Source organism: Polaromonas sp. CG_9.11 (assembly GCF_015752225.1).
In the GTDB taxonomy this organism is placed as follows: Bacteria; Pseudomonadota; Gammaproteobacteria; order Burkholderiales; family Burkholderiaceae_C; genus Polaromonas.
This window is the reverse complement of the sequence record NZ_JADOVE010000038.1, coordinates 1-15,374: the sequence shown is the minus strand read 5'-3', so window position 1 is coordinate 15,374 and position 15,374 is coordinate 1. Positions and strand designations below refer to the sequence as shown.

Genomic DNA, 15,374 nt, shown 5'->3' with positions numbered 1-15,374 from the left:
CGATCAAAAGCATGACCAAAAGGAGAGCAGCAAGGAGTTCAACAAAGCCGCTTAAATTCAAGACTCACAGGCGACAACTAGCTTGACATTCACCGATGAGTTGGAAGTCCATGGTTGCCCTTGGAACACTTGGCCTCGTACACACCGCGTTTATGTACACCGTCATGTACGCAGCATTTCAACGTCTCTCGGCGCAGTCCATCGCAGCAATGTCGTTCATCTACCCGGTTGTTGCCGTGCTGGTCGATCTCTTGTATTTCAAGGTTTCGCTGAACGAATGGCAATGGATTGGCATGAGTCTAATAATGCTGGCGGTCATCGCTGACCAGCGGAAGTGGCAAATTTCAGCTCTTTGGAATCGGGTCGCAGCATGACCATATCCCGTGTGTGCATTAGGAATTTGATTTGTTTAAGTCCGTATTGCAATTCCGGACCAATTGGTCCATAATCTGCAACATGTCACGCCCACAAGAATTTGATACTCAGGTCGCTCTGAGCCAAGCCATGCAAGTTTTTTGGCGGAAGGGTTATGAAGCGACATCGATGGCGGATCTGCTTCATGCCACGGGCTTGAGCAAGAGCAGCCTGTATGCCACTTTTAGCAGCAAGAGAGATCTGTTCTTGGCGGCGTTCGACGACTATCGGCGCAATCGAGCCAAGGACATGTTCAAGATGCTGGGCGAAGATCCTGCTCGGGCGGCAATCGAGAAGTTCTTTCGCATGGCCATCTCGGACGCCGGGACGTGCAATGGCGAGGGATGCATGAGCATCAATCAGGCGGTTGAGTTGGCGCCGATCGACGCTGAAGTTGCGAGCCGTGTTTGCGGAGACTTTACGGGGATGGAGAGGGCGTTGGCAAAGACCATTGAGCGCGGACAGAAAGAAGGCTCCATCGCCTCATCGATGTCGGCGCTCAATCTAGCAAGGCTTTTCGTCGTCGCGTTTCCAGGGCTGCAAGTCATGGTTCGCGCTGGGTGCGAACGGGTCGATATTGAAGCTCGATTAACAGCACTGCTTGCAGTCCTCGACTGACGGCCTTTTTGACAAAGCTTATTTTTACCCATTTTGGACCGATTAGTCCATTAATTTAGCACCATACACAACCGGAGCAAAAACAGATGAAGATCACTCAAATTCGAAGCGCCACACTTATTGTTGAGTACGCAGGAAAGAGATTTCTCGTGGACCCGATGTTGGCACCCAAAGACACCTACCCAGGATTTCCGGGCACACCCAACAACCATCTGAGGAACCCGACGGTCGAGCTTGTGACGCCGATGGAGGATATTCTTGCGGTGGATGCTGTCATCGTGACGCACACCCATCCAGATCACTGGGATCAGGCCGCACAAACCTTGATTCCCAAGACGTTGCCCATCTTTGTACAGGACGAAGGGGATGCGCAGATTGTCCAATCCGTCGGCTTCCATGACGTCCGCATACTCAGTGAAGATTCGGACTTCGAAGGCATCGCGCTGACCAAAACAGAAGGTCAGCATGGCTCGGACGCAGCGCTCGCAGCGATCGGCGGCCTGCTTGGCGAAGTGTCTGGCGTCATCTTCGAGCATCCCGACGAGAAAACGGTTTACCTGGCCGGGGACACCGTCTGGAACAAATACGTGCAATCGAATCTAGCCAAGTATCTGCCCGACGTGGTGATCATCAACAGCGGCGACGCCCAGATTCTCGGTTTCGGTCCCATCATCATGAACAAGGACGATGTGCTTTCGGTGCACCAGGCCGCTCCAAATGCAACTCTTGTTGCCACTCACATGGAAGCAGTCAACCATGCGCTACTGAAACGCACAGAATTGCGCGCATTTGCCGCTGAGCATGGCATGACCCATTGCCTGCTAGTTCCTGAGGATGGGGAGACTATCACCCTTTAATCCCATCCATTCTTGCGCTCTCAAGGAATGACATGGAACGTCCTCACCCACACCGCTAACTCCGAGGTCGCAAGGCAACTGACCAAGGCGGTAGTACGAAAAGTTAACCATCAAAGAACTCAACACCATGAAAATCAACGTCGACCGTTCGGTCATCCACTACATTGATCAAGGACACGGCGCGCCCACCTTGCTTCTCCACGGGAACCCCGACTCCTCAGAGGTATGGAGCGGTATGATTCCAGCACTCTCCGCTCATATGCGCTGTATTGCGCCAGATTTACCTGGCTTCGGTTTGTCCACCGCGCCCGTAGATTTTGATTATTCGCTAGACGGGATGGCTGCATTTGTGGATCGGTTCATCTCCGAACTTGGCATCACCGAACCACTAAATCTGGTGGTCCACGATATCGGTGGCCCTTTCGGACTCGCATGGGTCGTGAGGCACCCCGAGAAGGTGCGCAGCGTCGTTGTGATGAACACTGTCTTCCACGCAGATTACCGCTGGCACTTGTTCGGCAGACTCTGGAGGACGCCAGTAATTGGTGAAATTGTCCAGGCTCTTACCAGCCGCAGCGGCTTCACACGCGAGCTGAGACGGGCATCGCGCAAGCTATCACGCGAACAAATAAATCGCACGTACGAACTGATCACGCCATCGGTAAAAAAGATGATGCTACGCTGGTACCGATTTGCAAACCCCCGGAACTTTGCTGGCTGGGAGGAAAGCCTGCAAAAGATCTTGCGCACCAAGCACTCCATCGTGCTCTGGGGCGAACATGACCCCTACATTCAAGGCCACTACGCTGATCGCTTCGGCGCGCAAAAAGTCGAACGCTTTACGGACAGCGGTCATTGGCTACCGGCAGAGCTTTCCGATGCTGTGGCTTCCAGGATGCTCCGTTTCTACAAGGAAGTATTCCGAAGTTAAGGCGACAACTTACGCCATTTGACTGAGTGATTGGAGCCGGCCAGCCCTCGCGCAGCATTTGCTCCGAGTGTTCGCCGTGTTGTCGCCGTTTTGTCATCGATGCCTATTGGACCACCGCTGCCAATTTTCCTTGACCATGGCAAATTAGCTTACTGCGCCCTAATGAAGACTTAGAATCCCTCCCCCTCGGCTTCAACCGACTTCCAAAAATGGCAAAGCCACGACTTACGCCTGGCGAAGATTCGCATTCGGGATGCGATTCGACAGCCATAGTACATATCCACCGATGACCATATCAACCGAGAAACACCAAACGGGATACCAGCCAGGAACACCGGCATTTGTGATGAACTGACTATGCGTCAGGTCGTACAGTCCGTGAAGTATCCAAAATGTACCGACCACTACCGCTGACTGACGGACACTCGCAAATGCGAAGACCAGCCCGACTACGACAAACGGTACACCGTAGATCATTTCTTGGACGCCCACAGCCGGCTCACCGGCATGTAGCGCAAAGGATGCGTACAAGCTAGGCAGGGTAAGCAGACCCAATGAATACAACCAACGCTGCCCACGAATGATCCGTGCCGAGACTATAGTGAGAACACCCACCGCTACACCGATTAACGCTTCAATCAAGACTCTCTCCTGTATTTAGACGCACAGCGTCATGCAGATGGCAAAAAGCAATTGATACATCCGGCGTTTGGCGACAGCTTCTTAAACATGCCTTTGTGATCTGGCAATCTGTGACTTGCGCGAGTGCTTTCAGTGTTCAAACTGCATGAGCATGGTGGCGCTTCAAAGTTTTTTTCTTTTATGCCAACGCCTGTCAAGTTGCCAAAGTTATCTCGCCACGTTTTAACCTGGCATTGTTGGAATCACGCTGAATACCACGCGCTCTGAGAACCGAGCGCGGTATTGCATGGGACTGATATCGAATGTACGCAGAAATACCCGGCGCAGATTTTGTTCTTCGGCGTATCCGATCTTCAACGCGATCGCCTTTAAAGGAAGATCGGTTGACTCCAGTGCCCGGCATGCTGCTTCCATGCGCATCGCCTCGACCATTTTGGCGGGCGTTCGACCAACCTTAGCTGCGTATACACGCACGAAGGTGCGCAGTGACATGCCTGCTTGCGACGCCAACTGCGCGACGCCCAAGTTTTCATCGAGATGGGCAGAAATCCACGAGTGCAGGCTCGCAAAGTTGCCGTCATCGCGCGCTTGCGCCGCCAAGGGCACACTGAACTGGGATTGTCCACCAGCACGCTTGATGAACATGACCAGCTGCCGCGCGGTTTGGATCGCAATGGGGTGCCCGTGGTCTGCTTCGATCAGCGCCAGGGTCATGTCGATCGCCGCTGTGACGCCGCCTGAGGTCCATACTGCCCCGTCCTGAATAAACAATGCATTGGCATCGACTGTTACTTCGGGATGGAGTCGTTGCAGCCTATCCACCCAATCCCAGTGCGTTGCAGCACGTCGACCTTTAAGTTGCCCAGTCGCTGCCAGTAAAAACGCGCCGGTACAAACCGAACAAAGACGCCGCACACTGGCCGCGCGCTGAGCGATCCAAGCCACCAAAACGGGACAGGCCCAGAACTCCTCGCCTTTGCAACCACCCACCGCTATCAAGGTATCAATCGCCACACCCTTCAAAGTGGCCAGTGGCTTCGAGTCGAACGGCAAGCCAGCACTCGACAGCACCGCTCCACCGTAGGCGGAGGCGACAACCGTCTCGTAGAGCGACGCACCTCCCTGGTTTTCACTGATGCGATTCGCCGTGACAAACGCCTGGAGCGGCCCCGCCAAGTCGAGCAGGTTCATGTCGTCGTATACGAGAAACACCACCCGGCGGGGCTTGCCTTGATGGTTAACCATGGTCTTGCCGTTTACTACAGCCCGTGCCATGGGAACTCGCCTTCCAATGCGACGAAGCGCGCGGCGCGCGCGCCGTAACGCTCGGTGATATCAAGCATCGCTTGGTCCAGTGCCCGCGTGGAGGGTGCCGCACCCCATGCGGGTAATACCCGGTCCAAGGGGCGACCTCTTCCGATGACCCTGTCCGGAAGCATCAACAAGCCGCCACGCGTTTTGATGGGCGCTTCAGATCGGGCGATCACAAAGACGTGGCTGCGCAAGGTGGCTGAATAAGCTTCGGCCGTCAGCGCAAGTGCAATCTCATCCACGCCGTCGGCCACTGGTACACCGACCTCATCAGTTGGGCGCAAGAACAAGTTGGCGAAACCGGTGAGGTAGTCACCCGACTCGAATTTGAACTCGTCGCTGTTGTGCTGCGCTCTCCAATCGGCGACCCCGAGTTTCTTGGCGAGCTGTGCAGCGCGCTCTGTATCAGCAATTGCCTCCACAAGGGCCAAGGAAGTGGGTATGGCAGCAGTTATGCCTGCGCTGGAAATGATCTTTCCATCCACCACGTAGCGGATGTTTTTCACCCACTGCGTGTTCGGATATCTCTTCAGTCGTTCGTCGTAGGTGCTCCAGTGGCCCGTGGCCCGGTGGCCGCGTGTCAGGCCGGCATTCGCCAAGACCAGTGAGCCATTACAGATGCTGATCATCGTCGCACCTTTTGTGGCTTGCGCTGTGACCCAGGCGATGAGGGTCGGATCGTCACGCTTCTTCACGGCAGGCACGAAAACATAGTCGGCCCCATCGGGATAGCGTTGGTCAAACTCCGCCACGGTGCTGTCGGGCTTGATTTGCAGGGGCGACAGTTTGAGCAAACCTGGCTGCGTGGCAACGCTGACGACGTCAGCAAGGCCTGACTGCGTCAGCACGCCATAGGGAATCACATAGTCGGAAACAACCGTTCCGCTGTTTTCGCCAACCACGGCAATGACTGGACGGCTTCGCCCAAAGCGCGCCTGATAAGCCGCAATTTTTTCAGTTGCTGGCGCGGCAATCGTTGACGCTGTTGCATCGGCCAAAGGCTCAGCTAAGCATGACTGGTGGATTGCAACGGATGCCAGTGCAAACAGTAGAAACTTTGGAAACCCTGACATGGAAGACTCCAGTGATATTCATTTGTGGTGAGCTCTCAGAGATGCAAAAGCCAGCACTTGGCATTGCGAGTCCAGTGGCATGACTTGGAATGATGTTAGAAGTAAGGGAGGTTGGCGTCAATGACAAAAATTATTCAATTTACGCCAAACCAAGCCCATGACTTGTTGCCTTTGGCTACCTACGGGCGCCAAAAATTGCGCTGTCCAGCGGGTACTGTCGGGTGGATACACGCACAAAACAGCCTTTACGAGTATTTGCGCACACCTGATGTCGAAGTGTTTAGAAAAAATTCGGCGCGACTCCAACTCAATGAGCCGACGTTAAGAAAGTACCGGGGCACTCCAGTCGTATTCCATGTAATCAGCAGTTTCTTGCGCAGCTTTAGAACCGATGGTTTGGCTCACCACCGTCAGCGACATGTCAATGCCCGCGCTGATACCACCGGAACTGACCACTTTTCCAGCGTCAACATGCTTGACGCCTTCCACCACCGTAATCCCTCGCCCCACGGCCCGAAGTTCTGCATATGCGCCATGGTGAGTCGTTGCGCGTTGTCCATCCAACAACCCTGCATGCGCCAGGATCAAAGCACCCGAACACACCGACATGATCCGCTGGACCACTTTTTCCTGACTGATCAACCACGTACGCAACATCGGATTGCTTTGCTCAAGCCTGGTTCCGTAGCCGGTACCGTCGGCAGCATATCCGCCACCACCAGGAATCACAACCATGTCCAGTTGCGGGCAGTTCGAAAAGTGGAAGTTCGGTTGAACTAAAAAGTTCCCCCTTCCCCTGATCAACCCAGGCTTTTCGCTAATCAGAATTGGTAAGAACGGTGGTTTTTCCCGAAGGCGATCAGCGACACTAAAGACTTCAAATGGTCCCGCGAAGTCAAGCACCTCCACATCATTGAATACGAAGATGCCGACGGTAATTTGTTCGTTTTTCATAAAAATCTCGATGTAAGTTGTGGGCAGTCCAATGCCCACTAATTTCGCATGAGCCAGGCTTGCCTGGATAACGATTCGGCGCGCATGAGCCGGTTTTTAATGCGTGCCCGTCGGTGCCCCAACTCTATTGAGGTTGGTGGATAGGCCCTGTCAGCGTGGCGAGGAACCTAACCAGATCTTGGACGTCAGCCGCAGATAGCCGGATCGGCAACCTATCCGCATGCTTGTCTCCGAGGTATGCCAATTCGCTATGCCCGATGGCAGATACAGGGGAGTTCGCGTAGTGTTGCGCGACTTCTTCCAGCGTAGAGAATTGCCCTGCATGCATATAGGGTGGCCTTGCTGCCACGTTGCGCAAGCTCGGGGTTCGAAACGCACCGAGTTGGCCAGGATCGGTCGCGGACAGGAACTGTAACTCGCCGCACTGCTCAGGCTTGGCGTCGCTGTAGCGTCCCAGGCAATTGAACTCGTCCTGCATCAGCTTTTTGAGTCCGTCGGCTCTTCCGCGATCGGGCCTGGCTGGGTCGATCGGTGGGACGCCGGTATTGTGGAAAGCGTGGTCAGTCAGTAGAGGACCGTTGTGGCATGTCACACACTGGCCTTTGGTCATGAACAATCGCAGCCCACGGACTTCTTGAGACGAGAAGACTTCCTGGGCTCGTCCATCGCCAATTATTGTCGCCTGAGCGTACTGGTCAAACCGTGATTCCCCGTACCTAATCTGGCGCTGGTAGGCTGCCATCGCTTTGCCCATGTTTGCGAATACACGATTCACATCGTCGCGGCTACGCTCATGAATGCTGCTCCAGGTCGCACGCTCCGCAGTATTACCGATGGGAGAAGCGTCATCTGGCATTGAGTCTGGCAACGCCAAGGTGCCAAACACCTTTTGGTACTGCTCTTTGTACTGCGCTTGCAAAAGCTTGACGAATCGGACGCGGTTGCCGCCATGTTCTGCGGCATCCTCAAGAGGCCCGAGCGCTTGCGACCACAAACTGTCTTTGCGCCCATCCCAAAAGAGAAACGGTGAATGGGCAGCGCCCATGACCGGCATGGTACGCCGTGCGCCCGTACCTACCCCCTGTCCGAGTGGGCGGCCATCCTGGAATTGCTTGTCACCGGCATGGCAACTCGCACAGGCCACCTGTCCGTTCTTGCTCAGACGCGTGTCATTGAACAGTGCGCGACCCAAGGTTGCGGCATCTGCTCGTCGCTCGTATGCGTTGGACGCGTCGACTAGCTGCTCACCGGCCACCTTTAAGCGCATCGAAGCGAGGATGCTGATTTCCTGTGCTGACCAAGCGTCTCGCACCGAAGCTTGGCGCTGCTTCTGGGCTGTGCATACCGTGGCGGCGAGGACGAACAATGCAGCAGTGACTAAGCGTTGGGCACCCATGGCCGGCCTCACTGACGTGCTGGTAGGTTGGCTATCACCGTGTTGAAAACAACCTTGTCAGAAATCTTGGGGCCTTGGATGTCGAGCTTGATTTCCCACCACCCGGTCATGCTGAACTTCATACCCTCTAGCAAATATGTTCCCTCTTCAAGCTCACGCGTAATTCGCGGCTGTGTAGGAAATCCATGACCGTGCTGTGGCATACCGCCGCCCACGGTGAACGTGGCATTGGTAATCGCAATTCCTTCGGGCGTGGTTAACTTCACTTTCCAGCTGTGCAGTTGGTTGATGGCGGGTGTCTGTGTCGGTGGTAAGAGCGTGACGTGAAACAAGCCCGCGGTCGACTGTTTGTCCAGCGACAGGTCAAGGTTCGCGGGTGTGCTACAGCCGACGAGCACGAAGGCAGCCCAGGTTACAGAAGCGATCGTTACCGAAAATTTTGAAAGCATGAGTTTTCCAGTTGGGGTGATGTCTTTATGGCCAATTCGAATAATTCCGATTTAGGACCTAAAGGGTGAATGCGCATCAGCTGCGAGCGGCTTCCATGATGTGCGTCAGGTCGTCGGGAATAGGTAACTGGCGGAATCCACTGATTCCCGTGCCCCCTGTATTGCCCTCTGGAATCAATCCAGGCGCTGTGAACATGGCAGCAGCGATGATTCGCCACAGCTGACCGATCGCCTTACCTTTACGCCGGTTTCGAACAGTAAAAATGAACATGCGCCAGTGCACGCGCACATGCTCGGTGGTGACGGCCTGCCCTATAACGTGGGCACGCTCTAAATGTTGGAAAGCGGTGTAAAAATTTCCGCGTGCTTCCGCTGTGCTTGCGGCCTCAAGTTCCGCAGAAACAGCGGGTTTGATGCGAATTGCAAAGGTAGACATAAAAACTCCTGTAATTCAGATTTGAGTTGAGCAGCTCGGGATGCAGTAGCCAGCTCTGGATGCTGCGTGACCCTTGGCCTTGCGTGGGAAGAATGTTAAAAGTGGGCCAATTTGGCGTCAATGACAAAAAATATTCAATTCACGCCAATCAACTTTAGGTCGCAATGTGTGCGTTTACCCGCAGGTGTCAGAAATAGCACAGGCTACGCGCGGGTGTTGTGGACATCCCGGTGTTTAATGTCGAGGTACTTAGGCTGGTATCGGCGTCCGAAATGCCGCTGAATATCTCATCCGCCCGTGTTGCTGCGGTGGTACCCATAACGAAGGTGTGTTGCTGACCTTCTTATGGATTTTTCTACACTTGAATTTAGACCTTGTCAGATTTCTATTGAAACGGGTCAAGTCCACAACTAGTCGATTGTGTGGGGACCTCTTCGCATCGAACAGCGGCAAACGCAGCGAAGCAAATTTTCTAACGATCCACACAATTTTTGCGACTGGCAGAAATAGGTCAATCAGCCTTTGACTAACAATTACAAATGGCCAATTCGAGCCATTCGGCCCGTACCCCTTTTCAACATAACCATAACCTCTTTAGGCACGATTTTTATTCGTCCGTATTGCACTTTGCTCGTACGTGTCCCCGCAGCCAACGATGTACGGGGTCAGCATGCTGGCGTACATGCCAACTCTGTGACACCTCAACACCACGTATGACTACCGGCAGTTTGAAAATATGCAAGCGATGGTGGGCCATGGCCCAGCGTACAAAGGGCTCTGGCATGACAGCCAGAAAGTCAGACGTTGCAGCCATCACCAAAGCTGACTGAAAGCCTGGCGCAGCGATGACCACGCGGCGGCGCAAACCTAGTTCTTTCAAAGCCTCGTCCAAGCGCCCCGTTGCCCTGCCGTTCGGTGAAGTCGCGATGTGCGGCCATGCTACAAAGTCTTGCGCACTGACGGCTCCGCCCGACTTTGTCTTTTTCCTGCTTAGAAGGGGGTGGTTTTCTCGAACCACACCAACAAAAGATGCCTCGAAAAGAAGCTCGTTGTATATCTCTGGCTCTGCGGTCCTCAGCACGCCAATATCGAGATCGACGACACCGCTGCGTAAGGCGTCAATATTCTTGTCTGTATGGGGGACGAATTGAAGCGATATATCCGGCGCTTCGGCGGTCAAGGCAGCCGCCAGCCTGGTCGCCCACGTGCCTGCGAAGCCATCGTTGGTACGCAAAGTGAGCGTGCGTTCGAGTCGGGAGAAATCCACGTCCTGAGGGGTAAAAACGCCACGCACCTCTTCAATCGCCGCTTGCACACGGCCACTCAAGTCCAATGCGCGCTGCGTGGGCACCAGACCGCGTCCTGCGGGGACGAACAATGGGTCGCCAATGGCTTCGCGTAATCGTGCCAGCCGACGGCTCATTGCTGGCGCACTCAGATAACGGATACGGGCGGCACCTACAACGCTACCTTCACGTAGCAGGGCATCCAGATCCAGCAATAGATTGAAATCCAGATGACTCAAAACAGGGGTTTTCATCAACACGTCTCCCATCAGTGCGTTCGGTGCACTGGTTGATTGCAAATATGTCACTTTACACAATGGTTGATGGATCGGACGATAGAGCCACCTCGAAACAACGATTCATCTGGAGTAGGCCATGCAAGCAAAAGCACAAACGCAATCGCGAACGCAAACGATACAGCTGCCATCTACGGCTAATTTTTCCATCTATCCGTTAATGGCCGTCCTGATCTGGACGGGCAACACCCTGGTCACTAAAGCTGCCGCTGTGGTGATTGACCCCGCAGCCATTACCTTCTATCGCTGGCTATTGGCCGGGATGGTCTTAAGCTCGTTCTTGTTGCGCAGTGTTTGGCGACAACGTGCCATCGTTGCTACGCACTGGCCCAAACTGGCTTTTCTGGGATTGCTGGGCATGGGCATGTACCAGGGGCTGGCCTATCAGGCTGCGAAATCCACCTCTGCGATCAATATGGGTGTTGTTGTGGCATTGATGCCTCTGATGTCTGCTCTGCTTGCCAGCTTTTTTGCGGGTGAAAGATTGACAGCGTCACGCATGGGCGGGGCGGTCCTGTCACTGCTTGGTTTATTGTTTCTCAGCACACAGGGGCATCCCACTGAATTACTGCACGGCGCAGCGCATTGGGGTGATGCACTTATGCTGATCGCGGTTGCCTCTAATGCGCTTTACGGCGTACTGCTCAAGCGTTGGGCCTTGCCATTGACCACATGGCAGCAGCTTTACGTGCAAATCGGCTTTGGCATTTTGGTGATTTTGCCGTTCTGGTGGTTTGCGCCAAGCTCGCCAGTCACCGCGCAGAACATCCCGCTGATTCTGTATGCTGGCATTCCTGCTTCCATCGGCGCGCCGTTTTTCTGGATGAGTGGCATCAAGCAACTGGGCCCTGTGCGTGCCAGTCTGTTCATGAACCTGCTGCCCATCTTCGTGGCAGTGGCAGCCTCCACCCTGCTGGGCGAACAACTGCATACCTACCATGCGGTTGGCGGGCTACTCGCACTGGCAGGGGTCTGGTGGGGACAACGGCAAGCAAAGGTCACAGGATAGTCAGGTTGGTTGCCATATATATTTAAAAAGAGAGATTGCTAACGTCGGCCCCCCCCGAGACCGAGGGCGGTCCGCTGACAAATACGAGTCTCGGATCAGCTAGGCAGATATCGATGCAATGAACTGGTCGAACATCGCAATACTTTCATTGAACGAGTTGGCGCTATCGATACCCCAGCTCGGGAACTGACCGTCGATATGCATGCGCGCGAGCCCGCAGACCAGCGCGCGGCCGCCAAGCACGTGTCGACTCAAATCTCCCGGACGTAGGTGACCTTTTGCCGCCGCTTCGGTCAGGAGTTGATTCATTGTCGCGCGAAGTCCGTCATTGCTGTCGCGCAGCGTGGGACGATCAAACTCAATCATGGCGCGCGCGGAAATCACTTGAAAGTGGGTCGGGTTGGCAAACGCCCAGCGGAGAAAGTCGATTCCGATGGCGCGGAACTTTTGCAGCGGGTCCGAGTTTTCCTCATTGCGTAGCGATTCGCCTACTGCTTGCGCAAGGCGCTCCTGTGCCACTTCCGGCTTCTGCCACGGCTGGTTAGCAATGCCGTGCGGTTCGGGGGTGCGGACAATAACTTGGACTACTTGGAGGTAGTTCATGTATTCATACGAAGACCGCATTCGAGCCGTCAAGCTCTACATCAAGTTCGGGAACCGGACAGCACCGACGATCCGGCAACTGGGCTACCCAACTAAGAACGCGCTCAAGAGCTGGTGTCAGGATCACGAACAGGCTCGTGATTTACGAGCGGGCTATGCCCGCGCCTGGCAGAAGTATTCCGTCCAACAGATCCAGACGGCAGTCCAGCACTAGTGTCTAATCCCTGAAATTCTTAAGCAAAATCGCTGTACTTGTTTTTGGAGCCTCAGAAACCGTGAATGCCCTGCACTTGCCCTTCGCTCCTTCGACCCCTCAAGAAAAAGAACTCCAGAAGCTGGCCCGCAGCACCGCCGCTGAGCAACGCCTGGTAAGCCGTGCACGGCTCGTCATGGCTCGTCATGGCTCGGCTGCAGGGCTTGTCCGCTGTCAGTACAGCGGAGCACTTCGCAACGACACGAGGAACGGTGCAGAAGTGGTTTGGGCGCTTCGCGCTTGTGGGCGTGCCGGGCCTGCAAGACAGCCCTCGTGCAGGCGCGCCTGCGAAGTATGGCGTAGAGCTGCAGGGGCGCGTGCTCGCGCAGTTGGAGTTGGCACCCCCGGCGGGCTATGCGCGCTGGGACGGCGCTTTGCTCGAGCGCGCATTGGGGGTGCATCGCAAGGCGGTTTGGAAGGTTCTCAAAAAAGAGGGAATCAGCCTGGCCCGCAAGCGCTCATGGTGCATCAGTAAAGACCCCGCATTCGCCGAGAAAGCGGCCGATGTCATTGGCCTGTACCTGAACCCGCCCGTGAACGCTGTCGTGTTCAGTGTGGACGAAAAGCCTTCGATTCAAGCGCTGGAGCGCCGGCGGGGTTTTGCCCGCGCCGGGCGCACGGTGGTTCGAGGCGAGGCCAGCACCTACACGCGCCACGGCGTGACGAACCTGTTTGCCGCGCTCAACGTCCAGACGGGAAGCATCACCGCCAAGACGACCGGGACCAAGAAACGCGAGGATTTCCTCGCGTTCATGGATGATGTCGTGGCCGGGCACGCTTGCGATATCTCGATTCACGTGGTGCTCGATAACTTGTCAACGCACAAGCGCTGTGACGAGTGGCTCGCCGCGCACCCGAACGTGAAGTTTCACTTCACGCCCACCTCTGCAAGCTGGCTAAACCAAGTCGAAATCTTCTTCAACATCCTGACGCGCAAGGCGTTGGACGGGGCCAGCTTCAACAGCATCGAAGAGGTCAACGAGTCCCTCGCAGCGTTCATCAAGGACTACAACCAGGACCCCAAGCCTTTCAAGTGGCGCAAGCGCGAGGTGAAGGGCTCTCAACTCCGAAATACGGCGAAGAACTTACGGGATTAAACACTAGATTGACCACGATCGTTGCATTGCCTCAACCATGAGGGCACTGGGATACCCATGCCGGCAAGTCTAGGAGTCTGGGTGGCAGATACGCGGGTTTACACGTAAAGCGTGTGGAGTGACTTTTGCGTTCAATGGGGCATGAGCACAAGCTATATAGCCTACCAGCCCGATCAGCAATACCTCATGCCCTGCGCCTTGCAGGAGTGGTTGCCGCAAGGTCACCTTGCTACTTTATCAACGACACCGTTGAGAGTTTGGACCTCAAGGCATTTCATGCCCGGTATACAGGTGGCGGCTCACGCAACCAGCTCTTTCATCCGGCCATGATGGTCAAGGTGCTGGTCTACGCCTACGCCACGGGTACCTTCAGCTCACGCAAGATTGCCAGGAAGTTGCATGAGTACGTTGCCTTTCGGGTGCTGGCGGCCGAGAACTTTCCAGCCCACCGCACGATCCGGGAATTTCGTGCGCTGCATCTGACTGAGTTCACCGAACTGTTTACGCAAGTGGTGCGCCTGGCGCGCAAGATGGGATTGGTCAAATTGGGCACCATTGCGGTGGATGGCACCAAGATCAAGGCCAATGCGCTTGCGGCTGAGCAGCCCTGACAAATACGCGGAAGCACGTATTGCCATCACCGATGTCATTCTGCGTATTCCGGTGAACGTGACCGCTGATTCCGGCAACGTGACCGGCATTCCGGCGAACGTGACCGAGGGTCGGTGTTGCGCGTTTTGATTTTATGCCGGCCTGCTTTTCCGGCTGTTTTTCCCTATCTGAAATTGAATTGTTTTGAACGAATAGGCCCTTGCCAGGCCGCCGGAGGTCCCCTGAGCGTGGTGGATTAGTGGTCGGTGCTCCCTTGTGCTGGCGGGCTTTTTTTGCGCAAAGACTCGCCGGTGAGGGTGAAGCGGTGATGACTTTGCATCAGGCGATCCAGCATGGCGTCGGCCATGGTCTGGTCGCCGATCCACTCGTGCCAATGCTCGATGGGCAATTGGCTGGTAATGATCGTGGCGCGGTGGCTGGCCCGGTCATCAATGATCTCCAGCAGGTCGGCCCGGGTTTGACCATCCATGGCGGCCATGCCCCAGTCGTCCAGCAGCAGCACGTCTGTGTTTTTGAGCGTGTCCAGCCAGCGCGTAAAGGTGCCGTTGGCGTGGCGAATGCGCAGGTCCTCACCCAAGCGAGGAACCCGCAGATACAGCGCACTGTGGCCACGCCGGCAGGCATGCTGGGCCAGCGCGCACGCCAGCCAGGACTTGCCCGCGCCGGTGGCTCCGGTGATCAGCACGGCGTGCCCGGCATTGACCCACTCCCCCAGGGCCAGACTCATCACCGCGCTGCGCTCAATGCCCCGGGTGCTGCGGCTGTCCAGGTCTTCAATGGCCGCTTGCGGGTATTTGAGTTTGGCGGTTTTGAGCAATCGCGCGCAGCGCCGGTCTTGTCTGCCGTGCACCTCCCGGTCGACCAGCAAGGCCAGTCGCTCCTCGAAGCTCATGGCGCTGATGCCGCTTTGCGTGAGTTGCTGCTCCAGCGCCTGGGCCATGGTCTCCAGGCGCAGACTGCGCAGTTGGTTCAAGGTCGTGTTCATCATCATTTTGGGGCCTTTCGTGCTGGGGTTCATTGGTAGTAGTTCGCGCCACGCACACGGTGAATGTCAAGCTAGTTGTCGCCTGTGAGTCTTGAATTTAAGCGGCTTTGTTGAACTCCTTGCTGCTCTCCTTTTGGTCATGCTTTTGATCG

Annotated in this window: 15 protein-coding genes and 3 pseudogenes; 8 read left to right on the top strand and 10 right to left on the bottom strand. The window is 55.5% G+C overall.

Features of this window, described 5'->3' with window-relative positions; all coding sequences use genetic code 11:
- The first annotated feature begins 95 nt into the window (after nucleotides 1-95).
- From IWX85_RS19195 to IWX85_RS19180, 4 genes are all read left to right on the top strand, one after another.
- Entirely contained in the window at nucleotides 96-374 is a 279-nt protein-coding gene (locus IWX85_RS19195) for an EamA family transporter (RefSeq protein ID WP_196870838.1), read from the top strand.
- Nucleotides 375-456: 82 nt separating this feature from the next.
- Complete coding sequence (locus tag IWX85_RS19190; protein ID WP_196870837.1) at nucleotides 457-1,032, top strand: TetR/AcrR family transcriptional regulator; 576 nt, start codon at nucleotides 457-459, stop codon at nucleotides 1,030-1,032.
- 86 nt (nucleotides 1,033-1,118) lie between these two features.
- Nucleotides 1,119-1,889: an MBL fold metallo-hydrolase gene (locus tag IWX85_RS19185; protein WP_196870836.1), complete on the top strand. Its 771-nt coding sequence runs from the start codon at nucleotides 1,119-1,121 to the stop codon at nucleotides 1,887-1,889.
- Nucleotides 1,890-2,016: 127 nt separating this feature from the next.
- Complete coding sequence (locus IWX85_RS19180) at nucleotides 2,017-2,820, top strand: alpha/beta fold hydrolase (protein ID WP_196870835.1); 804 nt, start codon at nucleotides 2,017-2,019, stop codon at nucleotides 2,818-2,820.
- A gap of 225 nt (nucleotides 2,821-3,045) precedes the next feature.
- Here IWX85_RS19180 and IWX85_RS19175 read toward each other — a convergent pair whose 3' ends face one another.
- The 8 genes from IWX85_RS19175 to IWX85_RS19140 form a co-directional block, all read right to left on the bottom strand.
- The gene (locus IWX85_RS19175; protein ID WP_196870834.1) at nucleotides 3,046-3,462 is read right to left on the bottom strand and encodes a hypothetical protein; all 417 of its coding nucleotides are present in this window, start codon (nucleotides 3,460-3,462) and stop codon (nucleotides 3,046-3,048) included.
- A 222-nt stretch (nucleotides 3,463-3,684) separates the two neighbouring features.
- Nucleotides 3,685-4,737 carry a GlxA family transcriptional regulator gene (locus tag IWX85_RS19170; protein WP_231380009.1) on the bottom strand — a complete coding sequence of 351 codons (1,053 nt, stop codon included), beginning with the start codon at nucleotides 4,735-4,737 and terminating at the stop codon, nucleotides 3,685-3,687.
- Complete coding sequence (locus IWX85_RS19165; RefSeq protein ID WP_196870833.1) at nucleotides 4,722-5,846, bottom strand: DJ-1/PfpI family protein; 1,125 nt, start codon at nucleotides 5,844-5,846, stop codon at nucleotides 4,722-4,724. Before IWX85_RS19165 ends, IWX85_RS19170 begins: the two co-directional genes overlap by 16 nt.
- A gap of 321 nt (nucleotides 5,847-6,167) precedes the next feature.
- Complete coding sequence (locus IWX85_RS19160; RefSeq protein ID WP_196870832.1) at nucleotides 6,168-6,800, bottom strand: DJ-1/PfpI family protein; 633 nt, start codon at nucleotides 6,798-6,800, stop codon at nucleotides 6,168-6,170.
- Nucleotides 6,801-6,924: 124 nt separating this feature from the next.
- The gene (locus tag IWX85_RS19155; protein WP_196870831.1) at nucleotides 6,925-8,196 is read right to left on the bottom strand and encodes a cytochrome-c peroxidase; all 1,272 of its coding nucleotides are present in this window, start codon (nucleotides 8,194-8,196) and stop codon (nucleotides 6,925-6,927) included.
- Between the two features lie 8 nt (nucleotides 8,197-8,204).
- Nucleotides 8,205-8,645 (bottom strand): FixH family protein, encoded by a 441-nt coding sequence (locus tag IWX85_RS19150; protein WP_196870830.1) that lies wholly within the window; start codon nucleotides 8,643-8,645, stop codon nucleotides 8,205-8,207.
- A gap of 76 nt (nucleotides 8,646-8,721) precedes the next feature.
- Entirely contained in the window at nucleotides 8,722-9,081 is a 360-nt protein-coding gene (locus IWX85_RS19145) for a DUF3703 domain-containing protein (protein ID WP_196870829.1), read from the bottom strand.
- 607 nt (nucleotides 9,082-9,688) lie between these two features.
- Nucleotides 9,689-10,666: a LysR family transcriptional regulator gene (locus IWX85_RS19140; protein WP_231380007.1), complete on the bottom strand. Its 978-nt coding sequence runs from the start codon at nucleotides 10,664-10,666 to the stop codon at nucleotides 9,689-9,691.
- A gap of 76 nt (nucleotides 10,667-10,742) precedes the next feature.
- Between IWX85_RS19140 and IWX85_RS19135 the strand changes: the two genes are divergently transcribed.
- Nucleotides 10,743-11,672, top strand: coding sequence for a DMT family transporter (locus tag IWX85_RS19135; protein WP_196870828.1), 930 nt, complete (start codon nucleotides 10,743-10,745; stop codon nucleotides 11,670-11,672).
- 99 nt (nucleotides 11,673-11,771) lie between these two features.
- Here IWX85_RS19135 and IWX85_RS19130 read toward each other — a convergent pair whose 3' ends face one another.
- Nucleotides 11,772-12,275 (bottom strand): TetR-like C-terminal domain-containing protein, encoded by a 504-nt coding sequence (locus IWX85_RS19130; protein WP_196870827.1) that lies wholly within the window; start codon nucleotides 12,273-12,275, stop codon nucleotides 11,772-11,774.
- On the opposite strand from IWX85_RS19130, the pseudogene IWX85_RS19125 reads away from it, so the two are divergent.
- The 3 pseudogenes from IWX85_RS19125 to IWX85_RS19115 all read left to right on the top strand — a co-directional run.
- Nucleotides 12,274-12,486 (top strand): annotated as a pseudogene (locus tag IWX85_RS19125) (IS3 family transposase); the annotation flags it as partial. The gene IWX85_RS19130 and the pseudogene IWX85_RS19125 overlap by 2 nt on opposite strands.
- 64 nt (nucleotides 12,487-12,550) lie before the next feature.
- Nucleotides 12,551-13,625: pseudogene (locus IWX85_RS19120) on the top strand (IS630 family transposase).
- A 141-nt stretch (nucleotides 13,626-13,766) separates the two neighbouring features.
- Nucleotides 13,767-14,215, top strand: a pseudogene (locus tag IWX85_RS19115) (transposase); the annotation flags it as partial.
- A 257-nt stretch (nucleotides 14,216-14,472) separates the two neighbouring features.
- Here the strand turns inward: IWX85_RS19115 and istB are convergent.
- Nucleotides 14,473-15,228 (bottom strand): IS21-like element helper ATPase IstB, encoded by a 756-nt coding sequence (istB, locus tag IWX85_RS19105; protein WP_196870824.1) that lies wholly within the window; start codon nucleotides 15,226-15,228, stop codon nucleotides 14,473-14,475.
- Nucleotides 15,229-15,374 lie beyond the last annotated feature (146 nt).

Coding starts and splice junctions, on each gene's coding strand:
- istB (WP_196870824.1), bottom strand. CDS start 15,228: ATGATGATGAACACGACCTTGAACCAACTGCGCAGTCTGCGCCTGGAG.
- IWX85_RS19165 (WP_196870833.1), bottom strand. CDS start 5,846: ATGTCAGGGTTTCCAAAGTTTCTACTGTTTGCACTGGCATCCGTTGCA.
- IWX85_RS19160 (WP_196870832.1), bottom strand. CDS start 6,800: ATGAAAAACGAACAAATTACCGTCGGCATCTTCGTATTCAATGATGTG.
- IWX85_RS19150 (WP_196870830.1), bottom strand. CDS start 8,645: ATGCTTTCAAAATTTTCGGTAACGATCGCTTCTGTAACCTGGGCTGCC.
- IWX85_RS19130 (WP_196870827.1), bottom strand. CDS start 12,275: ATGAACTACCTCCAAGTAGTCCAAGTTATTGTCCGCACCCCCGAACCG.
- IWX85_RS19145 (WP_196870829.1), bottom strand. CDS start 9,081: ATGTCTACCTTTGCAATTCGCATCAAACCCGCTGTTTCTGCGGAACTT.
- IWX85_RS19155 (WP_196870831.1), bottom strand. CDS start 8,196: ATGGGTGCCCAACGCTTAGTCACTGCTGCATTGTTCGTCCTCGCCGCC.
- IWX85_RS19195 (WP_196870838.1), top strand. CDS start 96: ATGAGTTGGAAGTCCATGGTTGCCCTTGGAACACTTGGCCTCGTACAC.
- IWX85_RS19170 (WP_231380009.1), bottom strand. CDS start 4,737: ATGGCACGGGCTGTAGTAAACGGCAAGACCATGGTTAACCATCAAGGC.
- IWX85_RS19135 (WP_196870828.1), top strand. CDS start 10,743: ATGCAAGCAAAAGCACAAACGCAATCGCGAACGCAAACGATACAGCTG.
- IWX85_RS19180 (WP_196870835.1), top strand. CDS start 2,017: ATGAAAATCAACGTCGACCGTTCGGTCATCCACTACATTGATCAAGGA.
- IWX85_RS19190 (WP_196870837.1), top strand. CDS start 457: ATGTCACGCCCACAAGAATTTGATACTCAGGTCGCTCTGAGCCAAGCC.
- IWX85_RS19185 (WP_196870836.1), top strand. CDS start 1,119: ATGAAGATCACTCAAATTCGAAGCGCCACACTTATTGTTGAGTACGCA.